The 19,769-nt window shown below is 65.0% G+C and carries 15 protein-coding genes and 1 pseudogene; 4 read left to right on the plus strand and 12 right to left on the minus strand.

Going from position 1 to position 19,769, the window contains the following annotated elements; translation table 11 throughout:
- The first annotated feature begins 301 nt into the window (after window positions 1-301).
- Window positions 302-1,126: a hypothetical protein gene (locus ACFWN2_RS06620; protein ID WP_382425299.1), complete on the plus strand. Its 825-nt coding sequence runs from the start codon at window positions 302-304 to the stop codon at window positions 1,124-1,126.
- Between the two features lies 1 nt (window position 1,127).
- Here the strand turns inward: ACFWN2_RS06620 and ACFWN2_RS06625 are convergent, their stop codons facing one another.
- The 3 genes from ACFWN2_RS06625 to ACFWN2_RS06635 all read right to left on the minus strand — a co-directional run bounded on the left by ACFWN2_RS06625 (window position 1,128) and on the right by ACFWN2_RS06635 (window position 6,592).
- Window positions 1,128-3,917 (minus strand): DUF4365 domain-containing protein, encoded by a 2,790-nt coding sequence (locus ACFWN2_RS06625; protein ID WP_382425300.1) that lies wholly within the window; start codon window positions 3,915-3,917, stop codon window positions 1,128-1,130.
- Window positions 3,918-4,354: 437 nt separating this feature from the next.
- The gene (locus ACFWN2_RS06630) at window positions 4,355-5,158 is read right to left on the minus strand and encodes a DUF5677 domain-containing protein (RefSeq protein WP_382425302.1); all 804 of its coding nucleotides are present in this window, start codon (window positions 5,156-5,158) and stop codon (window positions 4,355-4,357) included.
- 366 nt (window positions 5,159-5,524) lie between these two features.
- A complete protein-coding gene (locus ACFWN2_RS06635; protein WP_382425303.1) occupies window positions 5,525-6,592 on the minus strand; it encodes an IS110 family transposase in 1,068 nt (355 codons plus the stop codon).
- Between the two features lie 530 nt (window positions 6,593-7,122).
- Here ACFWN2_RS06635 and ACFWN2_RS06640 point away from each other — a divergent pair.
- Window positions 7,123-7,788: an NADPH-dependent F420 reductase gene (locus ACFWN2_RS06640; protein WP_382425305.1), complete on the plus strand. Its 666-nt coding sequence runs from the start codon at window positions 7,123-7,125 to the stop codon at window positions 7,786-7,788.
- A 208-nt stretch (window positions 7,789-7,996) separates the two neighbouring features.
- Here ACFWN2_RS06640 and ACFWN2_RS06645 read toward each other — a convergent pair whose 3' ends face one another.
- The 8 genes and pseudogenes from ACFWN2_RS06645 to ACFWN2_RS06680 form a co-directional block, all read right to left on the minus strand.
- A complete protein-coding gene (locus ACFWN2_RS06645) occupies window positions 7,997-11,398 on the minus strand; it encodes an NACHT domain-containing protein (RefSeq protein ID WP_382425306.1) in 3,402 nt (1,133 codons plus the stop codon).
- A gap of 411 nt (window positions 11,399-11,809) precedes the next feature.
- The gene (locus ACFWN2_RS06650; RefSeq protein ID WP_382425308.1) at window positions 11,810-12,181 is read right to left on the minus strand and encodes a hypothetical protein; all 372 of its coding nucleotides are present in this window, start codon (window positions 12,179-12,181) and stop codon (window positions 11,810-11,812) included.
- A gap of 40 nt (window positions 12,182-12,221) precedes the next feature.
- Window positions 12,222-13,004: a hypothetical protein gene (locus ACFWN2_RS06655; protein WP_382425309.1), complete on the minus strand. Its 783-nt coding sequence runs from the start codon at window positions 13,002-13,004 to the stop codon at window positions 12,222-12,224.
- A gap of 480 nt (window positions 13,005-13,484) precedes the next feature.
- Window positions 13,485-13,646 carry a hypothetical protein gene (locus ACFWN2_RS06660; protein ID WP_382425311.1) on the minus strand — a complete coding sequence of 54 codons (162 nt, stop codon included), beginning with the start codon at window positions 13,644-13,646 and terminating at the stop codon, window positions 13,485-13,487.
- 286 nt (window positions 13,647-13,932) lie between these two features.
- On the minus strand, window positions 13,933-14,127 hold the full coding sequence (locus ACFWN2_RS06665) for a hypothetical protein (protein WP_382425313.1): 195 nt from the start codon (window positions 14,125-14,127) through the stop codon (window positions 13,933-13,935).
- 93 nt (window positions 14,128-14,220) lie between these two features.
- Entirely contained in the window at window positions 14,221-15,201 is a 981-nt protein-coding gene (locus tag ACFWN2_RS06670; RefSeq protein ID WP_382425314.1) for a hypothetical protein, read from the minus strand.
- A gap of 539 nt (window positions 15,202-15,740) precedes the next feature.
- Complete coding sequence (locus tag ACFWN2_RS06675; protein ID WP_382425611.1) at window positions 15,741-16,100, minus strand: hypothetical protein; 360 nt, start codon at window positions 16,098-16,100, stop codon at window positions 15,741-15,743.
- Window positions 16,101-16,245: 145 nt separating this feature from the next.
- Window positions 16,246-16,559: pseudogene (locus ACFWN2_RS06680) on the minus strand (IS1634 family transposase); the annotation flags it as partial.
- Between the two features lie 227 nt (window positions 16,560-16,786).
- Here ACFWN2_RS06680 and ACFWN2_RS06685 point away from each other — a divergent pair.
- Window positions 16,787-17,143: a VOC family protein gene (locus ACFWN2_RS06685; protein WP_290057837.1), complete on the plus strand. Its 357-nt coding sequence runs from the start codon at window positions 16,787-16,789 to the stop codon at window positions 17,141-17,143.
- A 129-nt stretch (window positions 17,144-17,272) separates the two neighbouring features.
- Here the strand turns inward: ACFWN2_RS06685 and ACFWN2_RS06690 are convergent, their stop codons facing one another.
- On the minus strand, window positions 17,273-17,611 hold the full coding sequence (locus ACFWN2_RS06690) for a hypothetical protein (RefSeq protein WP_382425316.1): 339 nt from the start codon (window positions 17,609-17,611) through the stop codon (window positions 17,273-17,275).
- A gap of 477 nt (window positions 17,612-18,088) precedes the next feature.
- On the opposite strand from ACFWN2_RS06690, the gene ACFWN2_RS06695 reads away from it, so the two are divergent.
- Window positions 18,089-19,681 carry a restriction endonuclease gene (locus ACFWN2_RS06695; RefSeq protein ID WP_382425318.1) on the plus strand — a complete coding sequence of 531 codons (1,593 nt, stop codon included), beginning with the start codon at window positions 18,089-18,091 and terminating at the stop codon, window positions 19,679-19,681.
- Window positions 19,682-19,769: the final 88 nt, after the last annotated feature.

The raw sequence follows: 19,769 nt of genomic DNA on the forward strand, positions 1-19,769 counted from the left end.
CTCCGATCCTGAGTGCCTGAATCAGCCGGTTCAGGGTGAAACGGGCGATCCCGACCTGTACGGCCGCGGCAAGCTTGTGCTCCTGCGCGATTTCGTTCCCAGCGAATGCACAGCGGCCGTCGTCAGAACGGCTTCCAGCTCGTGGACGTTACCCGAAACGCCATTCTGACCAGAGCGCGGGCGGTACCTGCGAGCAGCTGCGGCGTGGCGCCTGCAGCCTGGGACGAAACGGTGATATGTACGGTCGAGCGTATCGGCCAGACAGGCCGAATCTAGTAGATCCCTAGGTTGGATGGTTGTCATGGGCGAGCGTGGAGCAATCAGCAGATACGCGTACTGGTCGGACCGACGCGTCCGCGACATAGCCTCAGCCAACGACGTCCTGCTCGAGCGGCGCGCGAGCTGGAAGGCAAAGACAGCCGCGATTCCGTTCATCGGCTCGTTCGAGTTCGCACAGGAAGCGCGAACGCTAACTCGAGCTGAGGTGGCCCGCAGAATCGAGGCGGCGATCGGAGACCTCGCGGTCGAAGACTTCGTGACGCCGCCCCCGGCTGCGTTCGCCAAAGGTCTAGGCACCGTCGAAGTTGCGCAACTAGCCGGCGTGGGTGGCGGTAGGCAGGGTGTCGTCATGCACACGACCACTTGTACCAGCGCTGGCGAGCGGGTCGACCTATGCCTGTTCGGCAGTCTGGAGAACACGGCTGACTACATCGGCGGCGCCGATCAGCCTCCATCCGGTTGGTCCTCGTCAGCGGCTCCAGCCATCGCGAGGTTCATCGAAAGCCGTGGCACCGTCAACAACTCTCAATGGGATGATCCGCAGTCTCTCGCCGTCGAAGCCCTGAAGATCGCCGTCGAGCAAGGAATCACTGGTAGGTGGGCCGAACACGCGGACAAGCCGTGGACGCGTGGGTTCACTCTCGGGCAGGCACGTGAGTCGGAGTGGTTCGCGGAGATCTACAGCGACGTAGTGCTTGATCAGGAACGATGGAGCTTCCGTGCGGATGATGGCATCAGCCCGGAGGTCTCACGCATTCTCGTAGGCGCTCCTCTGTGGCTCCGCACCCCCGGCGTTCAAGCTGCCACCCGTTACCGCGACGTCCGCCGGGCGTTGAACGGGAGATAAGTCACCCGGACGTTGCCGCCCGACGGACGCTCGCTGAAATGTCCTTTGCCAGCTCCTCCAACATCTCAGCGACGCGCTCGGACGGATGCTCGATGTCACACAATACGGCCGCGACGATATTTCTCACCCGAGTACCCGGATCACGAATGCTACACAGCAGTGCTTCATAGAGAATTTCATTGTCACGCGCGTCACTGAAAAGCTTAGCAACACACGATGCTGCACCCTCACGAACCACGACCTGAGCGTCGTGAACAAGTACTACCAGAACCCCAGTCGCCATCGCGGATGGAAGACCTAGGGTCAGCAATGGCACCCAAGCACGGTTTTCCGGCGCACTTGACAGTGCACGACTAAGCAGGGATGCCGACGTTCGCTCGTCGACCCCACCCCGCACGGCCAGCGCTGCGGCCATACCCAGGCGGTCCGGTCGTCGCTCGATCCGATCAACCTCAAGTATCGGGTGGTCGATCATCTCCTGTGCGATTACCGCAAGGCGAGCACGAACAACATCAGGAAGCGTATCTGCATGGCGCACAAGCCGACTACATGCCCCGTTTTTATCAGCAGGTGACACACCAGGTTCTTCCAGCAGCGTAAAAATCGAGTCCCAGCGAGCCAGGGTGGGAAACTTGATATTCAAGGTCGCCAGGATCCGGGCATAGTTGTAGAAATGCATTATCCGGCGACCTTGCTTTGCGTCAGCTGCGATTTTCTTGACCTGAGCGTCTACCTGGTCGATGGCCAACGCCGCAACATCGGCAGGAAGTCGTCCATAGGGGGCGAACGCCGCCAGCGCACGATCTGATCCTTGGCGGATCCCCTGGAGGAGCTCTTCCGTGGCAGCAGGATGCTGATGGTCGGCTGCGATACCGAGGGCTATAGATCGGATCCGCTCATGGTGATGCGCTGTCGCCGTAAACAGCATCTCGATCAACGGGGCGTCCCAGGAGCCCTCGGGCACTGCGGCCAACAAGCGTGCCCAAGGTCGAGCTTCGATGTCGTCAACCACGTAGGGCTGCTGCAGGAAGAAGTCGACTATGGCGCGACCTTCACTCACGGAAGCCGCACCTGCGACTCCTGCGAGCACATCGACGAGTTCGGACGTCACGCTCGACGACGCCTGGGCGCGCGTGACGAAGTCGGCGGGGTCCGACAACGTTGCGAGCAGCCAGGAGATAGCGGCGCTAGCGGTCTCAGTGTCAAGTACGTCTCCGCCTTGCCGCAGCAGTGCGAGGTTCGTTCTGCCGGTCGTGCGTGTCCAGTTCGAGAAGTCGATCTCTGCCATGCACCTGGACACCGCGATTGCTGGACCGTCGGTGACGATGCGTTCCACGGCAAGCCCTAGGGCCTTGGCGTCTCCACTGGTCCGGAGATCGTTCAGCAGCGCCTGGACGTCGTCTGGCGGGCTCGTCCGATCGATCAGGAGCAGCGCCTGTTTGGCGTTCAAGCTGGTGAGCGCTCGCCACTTGTCGTGGTCTCCGACAAGGCTTGCGAGCAAGGCAGCGGTGTAGAGCCTGTTGTTCGCCTCGTCCTCGACGGAGAACCTGATCACCCTGTCCTGAATCCAGGTCGTGAACTCGCGCTCGATCACCGCCGTCGCGCCGGCGGACTCGCGCTGGGAACGCCACCACGCCGCCATGTTGTCCAGGCTCGCGAGAACCTGGCCCAGTTCGCCGACGTCCCACTCTTCGCTGCTGAACATCACCGCGGCACCCGCGCCGGCGATCGCGGTGGCGGTGAGGTCGTGCGCATGGTGGCGTCCCGCGACCAGCGCACGCGCGGCGTCAGCGCTCGCGTCCTTGAGCCTGCCGACTTCCAGACACGCTCTAGCCCGCTGAACGCACAACCACGCGTAGTCAACCGGACCGCAGTCGTCGGCTGCGAGCACGGCGCCTATCAGCTCGATCGCTTCGTCGGCCCTTGAGAGCTCGATCAGACTCGCGGCGGCGACAGCCGTTGCCGTAGCACGCTCTTCTGGCGTCGAACCAGTGTCTGCGACGGCTAGAAGCTGTTCCACGCTTCCTGTGGTCAACCGCTCGTTGAACGCGCCTATGAATCGCCACATCCAGTCTCCGGATGCAGATGCCTCCTCACGCGTGAGGAACCCGGGAACGATCTTGGCGAGGCGATCGACATCGCGAAGGCGTGCCTCCACGAGCAACGCCAGGACCTGTTCGACCGAGACGGACTCGGCGAGCCCTGCATTGCGATGGGGAGCGACGAGGCGGGGTACGAGCACCGCATGCCGCAGCAGGTCACGCGGCGGTATTCGCGTCAGGTCGGACCAGACACTTCCTTCCCATTCAGCCGCGGGACGGACTGTCGCGGCCACGTTGGTCAGCTCGGCGCGGTGCTCGCGATCGAGGAGATTGCTCCGCGGCACAAGGATCTTCGCGCCTTTCCCAGTCGACTCAACCGAGCCGCGAGTGACGTGAGCCCAGTAGGAGCTGCCGGTCCTATCGTCGTGCAGGACCACCAAATGAGGAACCACGTGCTCAAGCCAGTCGTCGACGTGTGCGCGGGCCGAGTCGACGAACCACCAACCGTCAACTTCCCCCGCTTCGTCTCTGTGTTCTGTCTGGAAGTAGCTGGGGCCCGTCTTGACCTGTACAACCAGCATCAGGTTCAGGTCGAACCGCCTGTTGTCCCGCACCAGCGCGAACAGATCCCGTCCGAGATCGTGCTCCCTGGGGACCATGACGACTCCCCAGCCGAGATTCTCGAACTCCAGCTTGACCGCTGACTCCCCGCGCGTACCGAGCTGAACCGACTCTGGTTGGCGTCCCACACGGCCAGTGAAACACCGGAGATGGTTTGGCCGCGGAAGACACGCGGTGCCTACTAGGTGGACATCTGCAGCCCGCCGAACTGTCCCCAGCAGCGAGTGACGAGGGCAACTGTCGCCACCTGGACAGCGTCTACTTCATCAAGTCGCTGTTCGTTGTGTCGACGCCGGGCAGGCTCGCGCGCTTGCTGGCGCGGAAGTCCTTGTGAGCGGTCAGGTTCGCAACCTCGACCTCTGGAGCTGACTGGATCGCAGAAGACGACTGCCAGGCACTCCTGGACACCGGGTTCACCCCGGAGAACCCTTACAGCACCCGTCGTTTAAGTAGTCGATACCCGCCCAGACGGCCTGCGTCGTTGTCGTGGTCGCGGCAACGCCCACTCACCGTCTTTGACTGACGTCCAGTCACACCAAAGCACGGGCGCAGCTCCTCGCAACGATCACGCTTCTGGCATCGTGTCAGGTGGTTGCGGGCCGAACTCAGCCTTCAGTACGGGTGGATCGACTCGCATCCCCAAGGCGCTTTCAGCCCGGTCGATCGCATCGTCGAAGGGGTTGTCGGCGAGCAGGCGGTTGATGGTCTTCATGGTCTGGACCAGACACGCGGCCGTGGCGATAAGCCCGGCGAAGCTCTCCCGGACCGGCGCCGAGTTCAGTCGGAGCTCGTCGTCGAAGTACGCGGTCGCACCCGCGACAGACGGGTGGACAGTGCCCGAGAGCAGGCAGAACACCACGTAGGCGGATTGAGCGTCGTAAGCGGCGCACAGGGCGGCAAAGTTCTTCACCATCGGCAGCAGGCGATGAGAACCGCCGGCCGCCCGCGGTTCGGAGTCACCGTCGTCTCCCGGGAACGACCAGCCTGCGCGCTTTGCGTGTCCCAGCATCCTGTCGCGCTCGTTCTCGCCGTGCTCGGTAATCGCATCGAGCGCTTCGTCTCCGACATCAACCACCCACTGGAGCGTCAAGGCGTGCTGAACGATCGACCGGACGATCGGTTCCGCTTCACGGTCCAACCCGTTGTCGTGCAGCAGCACAACAGCTTTGCTGCTGCGCACGATGCCAACCCACCAGCCGTACATCGCTTTGAACACATGGCTTGTTTCCACCTGGACTGCGATCTCCTCCGCCTCGACCATTGCGTCGAACGCATCGGTGAGGTGCAGGATTGCGCTTCTGGCCTTCGCGCCACCCTCTTGGTCGTCGCTGGCCGTCGTCGGTGGTTGAGCAGGATGACTGCTGGTCACTATGCACTCCCTCGGCGACACCAACTGAATTTAGTCTACACTGAAGCCTTTGGATCTATAGGGCTGAGGTTCACAGGTCTTGATGCCCTACCTCGCGACCCGTTGCGCAGTTCGTGCCCAGCGGCGCCGCGACCACAAGGTGAAGCAGGCCCCTTGGCCGACGACGTCGGGCCATGACGCCGCCTAGCAGTCGATGGCTACACCGCCACCGCCGTGCTGTCGTCGCTCATCGGCACCTGTCGGCGTACCGCGTTGTTGCTCAGTTGTGTACAGGTGAAGGACATGCCCAGCATCGTCATTCCAACAATCACCCTTCGGGCGACGCCCTGTGAGCAAATGCCGCCAGTGTCTCCTCATGGCTCCCCTCTATGTCAAGAGGCGGGAACTTGACGGCTCGGCTGTCGAGGCAGCGCGGATCTTGGCGTCGGTGACGAGTCGCTTGTAGACAGTGTCGGAGAGGCGTCGTTTGAGGCAGCGGATGGCTTCGCGTGGCGACTTGCCGTCGGCGAGCTTGCGGCGGTAGTAGGCCCGGCCCGGAGTGTCGTTGCGGAGCTGGACTATCGCCATGATGTGCAGAACCCGGTTGATGCGCCGGTTGCCCGCACGGGACAGTCGATGGCGTTGGTGCTCACCGCTGGAGGCGTCGATGGGTGCGGTGCCGTTCCAGCTGGCGAACCGTCCGCGGTCCGGGAAGCGACCTATGTCGCCGACATCACCCAGGATCCTGGCCGCGCTGGACGGACCGATCCCGTAGAGAGTGCGCAGACCGGTCCCGGTCGCGTCCAGGAGCTCGGTCAGCTGTGTGTCGGCCGCGGTCATCTTGCGATCGATCGTCGCCAGTTCCGTGATCAACTCCGCGGCGAGCCGCCGGCGGGTCCGGCCCACGACATCGCGTGGGCGCACCGCGGCGAGTAGAGCACGTGCCTGGGTGGCGGACAGGAACTTCTTGGCACCGCCGGGAATCAGCTCGGTGAGCAGCTTGTGCAGCCGGTTGACGGTGTCGGTGCGGGCCCGGCCGAGTTCGTCGCGGCGGTCGACCAGCAGCCGTAGAGCCACGGTGTGATCGTCAGGACTCACGCGGTGCAGTCCGGTGGTGCGCAGCGCGACCACGGCTACCGAGCGAGCGTCGGCGGCGTCGGTCTTGCGACCATGACCGGTGTCGAACACCCTCGCCCTGGCCGCGAGCTTGGCCGGGACGTCGAGAACCGGTTCACCGTCGGCGACCAGGCGTTGCGCGAGGTGCTTGCCCACGCCGTTGCAACCTTCGACCGCCCACAGCCGGTCGGGTCGGCGCCGGCCCTGCTCGAGCATCCGCCGGTAGCCGTCGTTGTCGGTACCGAAACGTCCTTGGCCGAGGCTGCGTTCCCGACCGTCGACGATCTCGATCGTGACAGACCGCTTGTGCGGATCGACACCGATGATCACTGGGCTCATGTCGTCTCCTCGCCAGCCGGGAACGGAAGGCGAGGAGGGCAACGCTACTTCGAGCTGAGCAAACCCCTCTCCCCGCCGCGGTCCACGACGGGACGCACACCATGAGTGAGCCACACCCTGGATCACTGGTGGACAGCCGATGAGAGAGCGTCCCGTCGAACACCTCGACCGAGCCTGGCCGGGCATCGATCGTGCCACCAGTCAACAAGTAGCCGATGAGCGGACGTTGTGGTGCTGGCGGAGTTGCGGTGTGGACCGACTGTCACGGGTCGGCCATCTTCGCCACACAGGGGTTGGAATTCGAGGCAGCGCCCAAGGCGGGAAGCCGCGGCCGGTGTTCGTGTTGGACGACGAATCGGAACAACCGGAGCCGTAGTTCCAGGCTCCGCAGTTCAGGGACCGACAGGGGTGTTTCGGCGGCGGCTGCTACTCGACAGCAGCCTCACAGTGAAGATCGTGGAATCGGTGTGCCACACATCACCGTGGCCGCAGTTCGGAATCAGGTGAAGGGCGCCGAGGTTCCGGATGACATGACGACGATTGGCATCATCGGCAGTGGCAACATCGGAAGCACCGTCGCGCGGCTGGCGGTGGCCGCCGGACACGACGTGGTGTTGAGCAACTCGCGTGGCCCGCACACCCTTCAGGACCTCGTGTCCGAGCTGGGGCCGAAGGCGCACGCCGCGACTCCCGCAGAAGCCGCCGCGGCCGGCGACGTCGTGGTGGTGACGGTGCCGCTGCGGGCGTACCGGGACGTTCCGGTCGAGCCGCTGGCCGGCAAGGTGGTCATCGACACCAACAACTACTACCCGGACCGCGACGGCGTCTTCGACGAGCTGGAGAACGGCTCCAGCACCACCGGTGAGCTGCTGCAGAAGCACCTGCCACAAGCGCAGGTCGTGAAAGGCTTCAACAACATCTGGGCCGGACACCTGGGTGACCTGGCGCGTCCAGCGAGGAGCGCGAACCGGTCGGCGCTCCCCATCGCCGGTGACAACGAGGCCGCCAAACAGGCGGTCACCGAGCTCTTCGACAGCCTCGGCTACGACACCGTGGACGCCGGACCGCTCGCCGAGAACTGGCGCACCCAACGGGACACCCCGGTATACGTGACTCCCTACGGCGTTTACGGGGAACTCCCCGGCACCCAGGCGAGCACGCAGGTCGTCCGTGAGGCGCTCGCCGCGGCGAAGTAGGGGTCTGCGGGTCGCTGCGGGATATCGATCCGGCGACGACTCGCTTCTTCCCATCGGACACTCACCGCCTCCTCCAGGTGATCGAGGTGCGGGAATCTTGGTGATTCCCGCACCTCGAGAGGATGACGATCAGCCGAGCCTCAAATAAGGACATGGAAAACTTCGCTTCAAGCCCATGACCGTCTGAGAAGCGGCTCAAGTGCTCGTCCTACTCTGGCCGTTCGCCCCGATCACAACTTTGACAGTCGACCTCCGCAAGTTCGTTGCGCCCGGCGCACAACCGGCAAGACCAGTGGGTCGCCGCCGGCCCAACATCGGCTTCTTCCGAAGGCATCCGTGCTGCAACCCGAACGGACAAGTCGTTGTCCAGCCATAGTTCCGCGCGCAACGCGAGCGCTTCCTCGGTCGGATCGATCATGATCCCGATACAAGTGGCAACGCCAACGCGCACTGCAGGGTCGGCGCCAGCTATCGATTCGCGTGCTGCGGCTACAGGGGCGTCAGCGGCACAGGTGGCCAGAAGGGCGGCCTTGAACCTGCGTTGCGGCGAGAACCTCGGCAGCACCTCAAGCAGTCGCTCCTGTGTGGACTTGGGGTGAAACTGCCACAGCAGACCAAAAGCACTGCTCGAAATCAGGTCGGAAACACTGCCGACCGCCTGTGCGAGAGTAGCCGTGTCCTGATCGGACAAGCCGTCCACGACTACCGGCGCGGTATCAGGCGGTTGCGTAACGGACAGAAGGCGGATGACTCCCGACAGTCCGTCCTGTTCGCGGTTGTCAAGGGCGACCCTTGCCTGCGCCGCGATCCGATGGGGATCAAGACCGGCCGCTCGTGTCACCACCCGCGCCCACTCGTCGCGCAGCAGAAGGTCATCCTCGTTCACGTCGGCGAGTGCTTGCACGTTCGTCTTGCGCAGCTCGATCACGCCGCACAACCAACCGAGATCAGGCAGTCTCCACCGCTCCGCCACCGACATTCCGGCGTCGTTATCGGAAAGACGGGCGAAACTGGCCAAGAACGCGAGCCGATCTACGGCCTTGCTGGTGCCCTCGATGGTCGCCAGGGACGCGACCAGGTCCTGCACCAGCGTCGAGGGGAACCGGTGACCGCGCTCGGCCAGCACGCTGGAGGCGAGGAGGTGGCTGCCTGGCGTTCCAAAGCGTGCGGTGTCATGTATCCGGCGAGCTGTCTCGGCATCCAGCTCTGCCAGATGCCGAGCGGCAGACAGCGCGACCTCCACACGGCCTTCTCTGAGCCTCTCACCGGTCTCCAGCGCGTACTTGCGCCGGGACAGTTTTCGGATCGATACCTCGTGCTCAGGCAACGGGAGGGCAAGCACCGCCCTCACCGAGGTCTCGTCGCTCGGGTCGACGAACCGGCCATCGCCTTCGGCGTTCGCCAACACCTCACACGCGACAGCAATCATCCGCTCTTCAGGCCCGAGGTCCAGAGCAGCGATCAGGTCCGACCGCCGCTGACGGAGCGCTACGGGCAATCGAATAGCCGCCAATTCCAGCACGGCTGCCCAACCGCCCTTGTGCACAGCGGAGATGAGCATCTCGAACAGCACCGACGCCTCGTTGCCGCCCAGTTCGAGACCTTCGCCTAGACCATTCACCGCCACAGCGCGGCGTTCATCCGCAAAAGGCGCGTCAGCAGTCCGCAGCAGCTCGGCGATCACCCGCTCGTCGAGCTGAATCGCGAGCGACAAGGCGGAGTGCCCGTCGCGTTCGGACAAGCACCGCGTGACCCACTCCGCCAGGTCTGCCCCAGACAGATGCCGCGCTCGCATCGCCGCACCGATCTCGCTGAAGACCCGGCTGCGCGCGGTCAACGTCCCGTGATCATCACTAATGAACACACCTACATCACTGTCCCAGAAGGTGAGGATCCGCCGGGTGGCCTCCTCTGCGGGCCCCGGCTTCATCCCCCACCGCTCGCCCAGCATGCGTGCCACGTGTCGAGCCGCGTCGTCGACCGATGCCTCGGGCGACACGGAGAGCAGATGGCCCAGTACGGCGTACCCGTCGAGCAACTGGTCCGAGGTCGGAGCCGACGCTGTCCTGCGCTGCTCCCAGCGATCGACGCTGTGCCGGACAGCGTCCGCGAGCAAACGCGTGCGGTTCCGTGGCGACGACGTCTCGACCGAGTCGGCCACGATCAGTCCGAGCAAGGTGGCGAGCAGCGGCACTGCGGCGAGATCGCGGTGTTCTGCCCGCATCTCATCGTTCCGCCGACGCCGCGCCTCGATCCAGGAGGGCCGCCTATCCGCGTCGCCGACGCGCCAGGTCGCACAGTGCTCAAGAAGCTTGTGCATGACCGAGTCTAGGTTCTGCGGCGGCACCAGCCGGGCGACCGGGAGGGACAACCGTCGCGCAGCCGCGACGCCGCTCGACCTCGTCGACAGCACCACGCCGGTGTCCTCAGGAACAACCTCAGCGAGGAGTCGCCGCACTCCTTCAGCCACCAACGCCGAGCGCTCGAGGCATTCGTCGAGACCGTCCAGCAGCAGAACGGCCTCGCCACCCAGACAGGCTTCTCGCACCGCGGCCACCAGCACAGGCCGGTCGCCCACGGACGCGTTCTCAGCAGCGATCTCGCAAAGCAGGTCAAGCGTCACAGCGCTCGACGACTCACACCGCCTCGCAACCGAACGCAGGGCAACGAGTACAGGCAAAACCGCGCGTTCGTCCGCGGCCCACCGTGCCGCGAGCTGCCTCAGCGCGAGGCTCTTCCCCATCCCCGGCAGACCAACCAACAGCATCCGCGGCCATCGTCGCGCCAGAAGGAGAAACTCGTCGGACCCCGCCTCATCGTCCTCACTGACCGCGGCCCTCAACCCGTTCGCGAGGTCGGGCACCACGAGGGACGGGAGATCATCGGCGAGCAGGGACAGATCGACCACCCCCTCCTGCTCTCGTAGGCGGCCGCGGTACGCCCCGAGTGCCAGCTGCCGAGCCCGTGCCGCCGCACCAGCGACGCCGCTTCCATCCGAATAGACCTCGACGCCCGCGTCGACCAGAACTCCCACCCAGACGTCGAGGTCAGACGCCGACGCCTCCCCAGCGGTCGTGTGCAGAGACTGACTCAGTGCCTGCACGGCTCGCACACCCTCGCCTACGGGAACCAGCGCGGCGTCCAGCATCGCCGCCACGATGTCGAACTGGTTCGCACCAGGCTTCCTCGCGTCGACCTCGATCACACAAGCGGCGCCGAGAACCTGACGCCTGACAGAATCAGGCTCGCCTCCGATCAGGTCCACCAGCGCCTTCATGGCAGCCTGCTCGTCCGAGGAATAGCCGGCTGCGTGCGAGCGGTACTTCTCTAACGCGGTACCTAGATTCCTCACCGGTCCCCGAGGTTCCGCGACGGCCAACACCAGTCGGTCGCCACCCGCGAGAGCCGGTGCTTGAGCGACCCATTGCTCGACGGTGCTCCTCAGATGCACATCCATACCGCAGGTGCGTTTCGCGGACAGGTAGACGCGCGTGCCGTCTGACATCAGACAGTTGATGTCGTCGGTCGGCTGGTCGGTTTCGAACTCGAGCCTTGCCGGCCACGCCGAACTCGAGGTACCCGGCACCGCCCTGCTCAGCAGTCCGTGCACGACCAAGTACGCAGCCACACCCCTTCGATGCACGCTTCCGGCCTCGTTCGCCAGCCCCGCAGCACTCGCCCGTCTCACGCCGCTCCCCACCTCGCGCAGGACCACCAGAGTAGGCGTTTCCTGCCCATTGCCCCGTTGCCCGCTCTGCGGGTCCAGGCCTCTGTCACGCCTCGGCGGAGTGCATCGACCTCCTTGACGTCCCAGTCTTGCTGGAGCAATCGTGTCGTTGAGTTGAAATATGGTCAGCGTCTGGATGCGGCGGGGAAGAAGGATCCGATCAAGTAGAAAGGGCAAGTCTCCGCTGTTCTGGTGGCCGCCTGGCCGGAGTTCTGGCACCCCATAGGGGCCTCGTCCTCCCGCGCGCGGGTCTAACGACAGCACCGGCAGACGCACGAATCCACGACGGACCGGTCAAGGAACGCCATCAAGCCCTTCTGCGGGTTTCGGCTTGTCAGCCTGCAGCGAAGGTCCGGCTTCATCGATAGTTGACTCGGCGGGCGGATCGGCTGCGGTAGATGACGTAAGTTCCTGCCGCGATGCTCCGGTGAGGATCTCAAGCACGCGGCAAGCCCGATCCCCGGCTTCCTTGTCACTGGCACTCAGCGCCGCGCGAGTGGCATCGCGTTCGTTGTCTGCGCGACGGCGTTCAGGCGCCGACTGCACCCACTGCTGAAGCGATTGCAGGAGGCTGAGCCAGATGGACTTGCTCAGCCATAGGGCCGCGCACCCAAGGGCGGACTTGACGTATCCAGAACTGAAGACGATCGACCAGAAGTCCTGCAAGTCGGCTCCAACCGAAAAGGCGGGAGCCAGCCACCGCGACTCAGGCGGCGCAGTCGAGCAACTCTCCGCGAATGACTGGGAGGGGAGTCACTCGGGAGAGATCGGGACCACGAGGCGTGCAACCAGACGAAACAACAAGATCACCGGGCGATCGCAGCTCGGTCGAGGCATCTCTTGACCGGCCATTGCGCCTGGACAGCTGGTTCTTCGACTGCCTGGACGGATCGCATTTGCGACCCAAGGTGATCATCCTGAGCGGGACGCGCAACAACACTTCAAGGGGTGTGATCGCCGCAAACCGCAGTGGCTTCGTCGGCTCCTCGCGCCGAGCGACGCCCAACAGCACCCGCCTGCGTCCGCACACGCTCATAACGGTGGAGCTCTGCTCACTGAACAAGCGAAGCGGGGGTGAACTCATCGAGGACGCGGGTTGAACGCCACGGCGAACCGCCTTGGCGACACGAACCCACGCCTGGACCTCAAGCGGATCGGTGACATCACACGCCGCCAAGACCTCGACGAGGAGTTCGTGGGCAACGTTGGCAACCTCACGACGCCCCATACCGGACGCTGCCGCCGACTCGTTGATCAGCGCTGCATAGGACGCCATCGAACCGTGGTCACCGATAACCACGTCGGCGGTTGTGAAGGCGCTTAGCCAGTCTTGGTCACCGCGTGAGTCAACCACGCGAAGCGGCGTCGACCGGCTGAATGAGCCCGTGAGCAGGGACGCAGGCGAATCGGAGGCCGGTGTGTTAAACACCAGCCGCAGATCGTCGCTCATCGCCACATGACCAGTATGCCAGCTGTCGACCTCGACCACGGTCTGTGCAGTAGTAGCTGGCAAGTTCACCGATCAACCTGCACAGCTTCACCACCGTCTCGCAGCACCTCGCAAACTCCGCCTCGCCGCTCTCGCGCCAGCAGCCTCAGACGTCGAGCAGTCACCGATCCTGCTCTTCTTCCTCCCAAACCTGCAGGATGTCTCCTCGTAGAACACCGCGGCCGGTGATCCTGAACCTGTGTCCAGTCAACACAAACAGTCGACCCGGACGTCCGGTGGCCGAGATTGAACAGCTCACCGTGGATACGCCAGCAACCCCAGCCGGCGTTCTCCCGCGCCAAACGCTCGTTCAACGCCACTACGGCCACGTCGACCCGCGGGCGACCACGCCGATTCGGGTAGGTCCACTTCTTGGCGACCAAGCGCCGATGCCACCGCAACACCGAGCCCGGCGACACCAACCGGTGCTCCCGGAGCCAGCGAGGTAGTCGCCGCACCAACGCGGCCAGCACAGCGCGGTCAGCCCAATCCAACCGCGGACGACCACGAGTACGGCGCAACACCGCGACCCCATGCCGCAACACCAACAAACTCCACGTCCTTCGCCGCCGACGACCGGCCGAGCAGGATCAGCCAGCCACCCAATTGGGCAAAGACGAGGTACAGCAGTCGCAGCGCCACACCCACGATCATGCCGAACGAACAGGGCAGACCACCGCAGCTCAACGCATGTGTACAGAGTTCTGGCACCCCACAGGCGCTGCCATCGCGGCGAAGGTAGAGGCACAGGGCGTAGAAGGCCTCCCGAGTACGACTCCGTGCTGGGCTGATCGGCGTACCACGGACAGGTGTTACCGGGCCCGGCCAAACGCGGAAGACCTGCTGCACCAGTTCTACTGGACGAAGCCGCACCGACGGGCGGAGTCCGGCCTCCCGTTCAGCGCAACAACACACCTCCCCTCGAACCTCAGGATCGAAGGCCGGCGAGCAGCTCGTCCGCCATCAGGTCGTGCCGCTCATTCACCGACAGCCACCTGGTGCTGCTCGTCCTGGGCGACTTCTCCACCACAAGGATGTTCTCGAAGTTGACCGCCACGTCACGCATGTGGCTGATCACCGCCACCAACCGACCATCGCCCGCGTTGCGTTGGAGCTCGTCCAACGCACCCTCCAGCGCGTTCGAGTCGAGCGTGCCGAACCCCTCGTCGAGGAACAGGGCTTCGACGCGTCCCGCGCCCCGAGAGGTGATCTCGACCTACGCCAGCGCGAGGCTGGCGAGGAACCTCTCGCCTCCGGACAACGTCTTCACGTCCCGCGCCTGTGCGGTGCTCGTGTCGATGATCCGGAAGTCCTCGGCGAAGCCGAACTGGTCGTCCGTCATCCGCCCGAGGATCGTGTTCGCCACCAGGAGCACCCGGCGTTGACGCCTGCGCACCACGCTGTTGACGAACTTGCCGTCCGAGAGCTGCGCAGCCAGCTCGCGGAGCGCGTCGACCACCGGGCGCGCGGCGTCGAGCCGCTCATCCAGCTCGCGACACCGCGGCAACGCCCGCTCTGCGGGCCGGTCATCCCGCTTAGCCAGCGCGAGCGCGACGTCATTGGCGCGGATCGACGTCGGGAGTGCTTCGCCGTCGGCCACGGCCGCCTCGATGTAGGCGGCGGCGATGCCCTTCTCGGCTTCGACGATCTGGCCATCAAGCGCGTCCGCCTGATCAGCACATGCCCGCAGTGCCGACTGCGCTGCCGAAACGACGTCACCAGCCCAATGCACGTCATCGCTGAGGGCCGGGTTTCGCGGACGGGCCGGAACCTCACCCTGCAGCACCAATGCGATCGCCGCCGAGGCCCGTTCGGCAAGTACGTGCAGCTGCTGGACCAGGAACTGGCGTGGAGCCTCCACTTCGTCGCGATGCCTCTGTTCCAACGTGTTCAGCTCGCGCCGCTGCGCCTCGACGTGCGCGACCGCGTTCTTGATCGCGGCGACGGACAATTCTGCGCCTCGGTGGAAGCCCACGGGAAGATCACGGAAAGTCGCCTCGGCGACGCGTAGCCGGCCGGTCAGGGTATCGCTCTGGGCCGCTGTGGCCTTCTCCCTGCGTTCGAGCTCCTCTTCAGCGGTCTCGATGCGGTGGATCAGCTTGTCGTAAGCGCGTCGGGCCTGCTCAGCCTCCGCCTTCGCGGTGGCCGCGGCCTCGGTGAGCTCGGCGGCCGTCGTCTCCAGAGCCAGGAGCAGCACGTCGTCGGGGCAGCGAGGTCCACCTCTCCGAGCCGCTCCCGCAGCTCCCCAGAGCGATGTCCCGCTGACGAGCCAAGTCCTTGGTCTTCCCGGTCTCGGCGCTCGGTTCCCCGTCCGCCCGGCTCTTCGACTGGTCTGCCGCGCGCACGGCCTTCTCCGCCGCGGCAAGAGTCTTCTTCGCGTCGGCCACGGTCTTCTCCGCATCCGCAAGGACGGAAGTCTCGCAAGGTACGAACGACTCGGGCAACGTCCTCGTGCACACCGGGCACGGATCCCCCGGCGCGCTGGCCGCTGACGCATGCGCGGCCGAGTTGGCCCGCTGAACCGCCGCCAAGCCTTCCTGCGCCGCGTCCACGGACTCCTGAGCCGTCTCTGCATCTCCCCTGGCCTCGGCGAGGACGACGCCGAGTTCCTCCAGCTTGTCCTTCAGCGTCCCAAGGCGCCGCTCGGCGTCACCGACCGCGGCGGAACGATCACGGGCGACACGAAGCGCGGTCCGGCTGTGTTTGACCTTCTCCTGGGCTGCTTCGGCATCGGCCTTAGCGGCACACTCCTTCTTCCAGTGCTCTAGCCAGCCCGCCCTTCGCCTTTGCCTCGATCGCGGCGGTGTTGCGCGCTTCGCCGAGGGCGAAGCGTTCCGCGTCGAGTGCGGCCTGGTTCTGCTGCCAATCAGCCCGCCTGCTGGCGAGCCCGTCCAGGAGCGTGAGCGCGGACGATGTCACGGTGACGCCAACACCTTCACGATCCGCGTCCCTCAGCTTCTCCGCGAGCGCCTCCGCCTCGTATCCCATCGCCTCGGCTCGCACGGCGCCGGACCGACCAGTCAGCCACTCGTCGAGGGCGACCAGTTCGCTGAAATCTGCGACCAGACCCTCGCCGCTCTTCTCCCGCAGCCGCATCGCGGTGTGAGTGCCGAAAATTACGTCCGCACAGGTCAAGCGGCATGCCGATACTCGTGAAGGACTCCACCGAGACGGTCCCGTCGGAGTACCGCAAGGCGTTCGATCCGGTCAGGTCCAAGGGGCCCTGACTTGGCTCAAATTTGTGCGCGCCGCGGTCGTGGATGCGGGTGAGGGCATCGCGGAGGTCGTCGGGTAGTGGGTCGACGGCGGTGAGGGTGTGCTCGCCGGCCTGGATGTTGATGGTGCGGTAGCGGCGGGTGGTGCGCACGAACTTCTTGATCGACCAGCCGGTGCCTGCTCGATGCACCTGCTGACGGCCAGGGCGGCGAACACGACCGTCAGGTGCGCGTCGATCGACTCGCGCTTGTGGTGGTAGATCGGCCACGCACGTAGGTCGGGTTTAGACATTCGGAACGGCTTCTCGATGTGGAACAGTCGGTGGTAGGCGTCGATCACGAGCCGATGTGCTCGATGTCCCGCGACCCGCGACGCGAGGAGTGCACGATCTGCACCGCCCTGCCCCCGACGCCGTCTTCACCGTGCGCACATACGCCACGAGAGACAGCCCAGAACCGGCCGCTCAGTGCGCAGATTTTCGCCGTTCGCACGACGAAACCGCAGCTCAACAGCCAGCACTCAACCCAAGATCAGCGATCTTGAGCCAAAGTCACTAAGGTGACGGAATGGTCATGCGGGTGGCGGTTCCCGTGCTGCCGTGCCGAGATGTGCAGGCAGCGCGGTCGTACTTCACGGACACGCTCGGATTCGACACCATATTCACCTGGGAGACCCCGCCTAGCTACGCGGCCGTGATCCGCGACACCGCCGAGTTCCACCTGTATGCCGAAAGCAGCGTCGGCCCGGCCAGGGTGACGGTTGTCGTCGACGACGTCGATTCCTGCCACGACGAGCTGCGCGCCCGCGGCGCCGACATCGTCGAGCCGCTGGCTGACCGGCCCTACGGGATGCGCGACTTCAACGTACGGACACCCGATGGGCACTTGTTGATCTTTAGTCAGCCGCTTACCGAGTACGGGTGACCATCAGCGGACCAGCCGGAAGAATGACCGGACCTCGTCGACGAACAACGCCGGCTGCTCGAACGCCGCGAAGTGGCCGCCCTTGCCGGGCTCGTTCCAGTACCGGATGTTCGGGAACCGGCGCTCCGCTCACCGCCGAGACGGGCGCTGCAGCTCTTTGGGGAAGACCGGACAGCCGGTGGGTACGGTCACCGGCGCGCCTGCCGACCCGGAGATCCATTCGTTGACCTGCCGGAGGCTTTCCCAGTACAGCCGGGCGTATGAGGCACCGGTGCCGGGCAGCCGGTAGAGCATCAGGTTGTCGAGCAGCTCATCCCGGGTAATAACCCGATGCAGGTCGCCACCGGAGTCGGTCCACGACCAGAACTTCTCGACGATCCAGGCGCAGAGGGCGGTCGGCGAGTCGACCAGCCCGTAGCGACCGTCTGCGGCCGGGTCGACTGCTGCGCCGAGTATCCGGAGCCCCATTCGTCCGCCTCTCGCAGTGTCGCGGGCGCCGCCCACTCGGCACCGGTGAGGTCGTCCAACGTGGCCGGATCGGGCGGTGCGAGCGGCGGCATGAGATGGATGCCGGCGCCCGATCGGGTTGCCGTTGACCGATGCTCGTGGCGATGCTGGTGCCCCAGTCGCTGCCCTGGGCGCCGAACCTGTGCCGCTCGGAAGTGGTCACTGCAGCTCAAGCTGCATATCCGCGCTCGTTGATCACCCCACCGAGGATCCACGTGCGGACGGGTCGACGGCAGAGCTAACACTCAGCGCAGAACCACGGCACCGATCGAGTGAACAGACACCACGACCCTCTCAGCATCCCCAATCCGATGTGACGCGCCGTGCGATTCAGTGCTGTGGCCGCCTGCAGACCACCACCTGTTAGGGGTCCTGATTCAGCTGGTGACGTTCTCTACGCTCGTCTGCAAGGTGACTCTCCAACTAGGGGGTGGGTCCATGGCACGTGCGGGACAGGGCTCATCGAGCGGACGTCCGACCGCGGCGCAACTCGCTCGGGAGGCACAGCGCAGGCGTGCCGAAGTCGAACGCCAACGCGTCGCAAAGGAGAAGGAACAAAAGCGCCTGCAGGCTGAACGAGGCACCCAGAAAGCGGAGCGCAAGACGGCGAAGCTGGAGCGCAGGGTCGAAGAACTAGGCCAAGTCCTCACCAACGGACTAGCCAGGTCGGCGGTACTGGACTGGAACGCGTATCGCATGACGGCCGATGTTCCGCCCCTCGATCTCGGTGAGCTCGCGACACCCGTTCGAGAACCACAGTGGCACCACTACGCGCCGCGTGAGCCTGGGTTGCTGTCCCAGGTCTTCGGCGGTCAAGGCCGACATCAACGGCGGCTCAGCGCGGCCACGCTCCGCTTCGAAGAGGACACCGCCCTCCGCCGCGATCAAGAAGCCGAACGACAGCGGCACGTAGTCGAAGCCAGGAAACAACACGCAAACAAGGTCCACCAGGCGGAGCGTGAGGCACGAGACCACAACAATCGGTTGGACGCGGTCAGGCGCGGAGTCCAGGCGCGTCAACAGACCGCGGTCGAGCAACACCTGTCCAGAGTCCTCGCCTCCGTACCGTTGCCGCGAGACTTCCCGCGCCACTTCGATCTGACGTACAACCCTCACTCAGAACAGGTCGTCGTCCGACTCGAACTGCCACCCCGCCACGTCGTTCCGAGCACGGCGTCCTACCGGTACCTGCCCACCAAGGACGAGGAACGCCCGACGCCCCGCAAGCCCCAGGAAGTCGGTGCGATCTACCGCAGTCTCGTCAGCCAGGTCGCGTTGCTGTGCCTGAGGGATCTGTTCAGCGCGGACCCAGCATTGTCGAGCATCGGATTCAACGGTCACGTCCACGCAGTCAATCCGGCGACCGGCGAGCAGGAGTTCCCGTGCCTCGTGAGCCTCGACGTCGTGCGCGACAGTTTCCCGAAGGACGACAACCTTCGCCGCATCACGCCTGAAGCATGCATCCGCCACCTGAACGCCATCGTCTCCAATCACCCTTACGAACTTGAGCCGATCGAACCTATCCTCGACTTCGACCTGAGCAAGTACTCCTTCGTCGAAGGACTGGATGCAGTCTCCACATTGGACTCCCGTCCAGACCTGATGGAGATGTCGCCGAGCAACTTCGAACACCTGGTGCGTCAGATCTTCGAAGCGCGCGGCGCGGAAGGCTGGACAACCGAACAGAGCAAGGACGATGGCGTCGACGCGGTCATCGCCCGCCGAACCCCGCTCTTCGGAGGGCTGAGCATCGTGCAGGCCAAGCGGTACAGCCGGGTCGTCGGGGTGAACCACATCCGTGAGCTGGCGGGTGCCATGGAAGAGAAGAAAGCCGGCTGGGGTGTGCTGGTGACGACCTCCTGGTTCGCGTCTGGATGCCGTAAGAAGGCCCTGGAGCACGGCCGCATGGAGCTGATCGATGGGCCCGAACTGGTCCACCTGATCAAGCAACACCTGGGGAAGGATGTGCTGATCAACATCCCGAACCGTCCGAATCCGCAGGCGAAGCACGGGCGCTCCGCCAAACCGTGACTATTGAGCGGCGTCGGCGCGGCTCGACTCGGCACGCGGGCAGTGGACAGTGCTGCGCCCAGTACCCCGACCAACCAGGGCACGAACT

The organism is Lentzea sp. NPDC058436 (genome assembly GCF_042721515.1).
Taxonomy (GTDB): Bacteria; Actinomycetota; Actinomycetes; order Mycobacteriales; family Pseudonocardiaceae; genus Lentzea.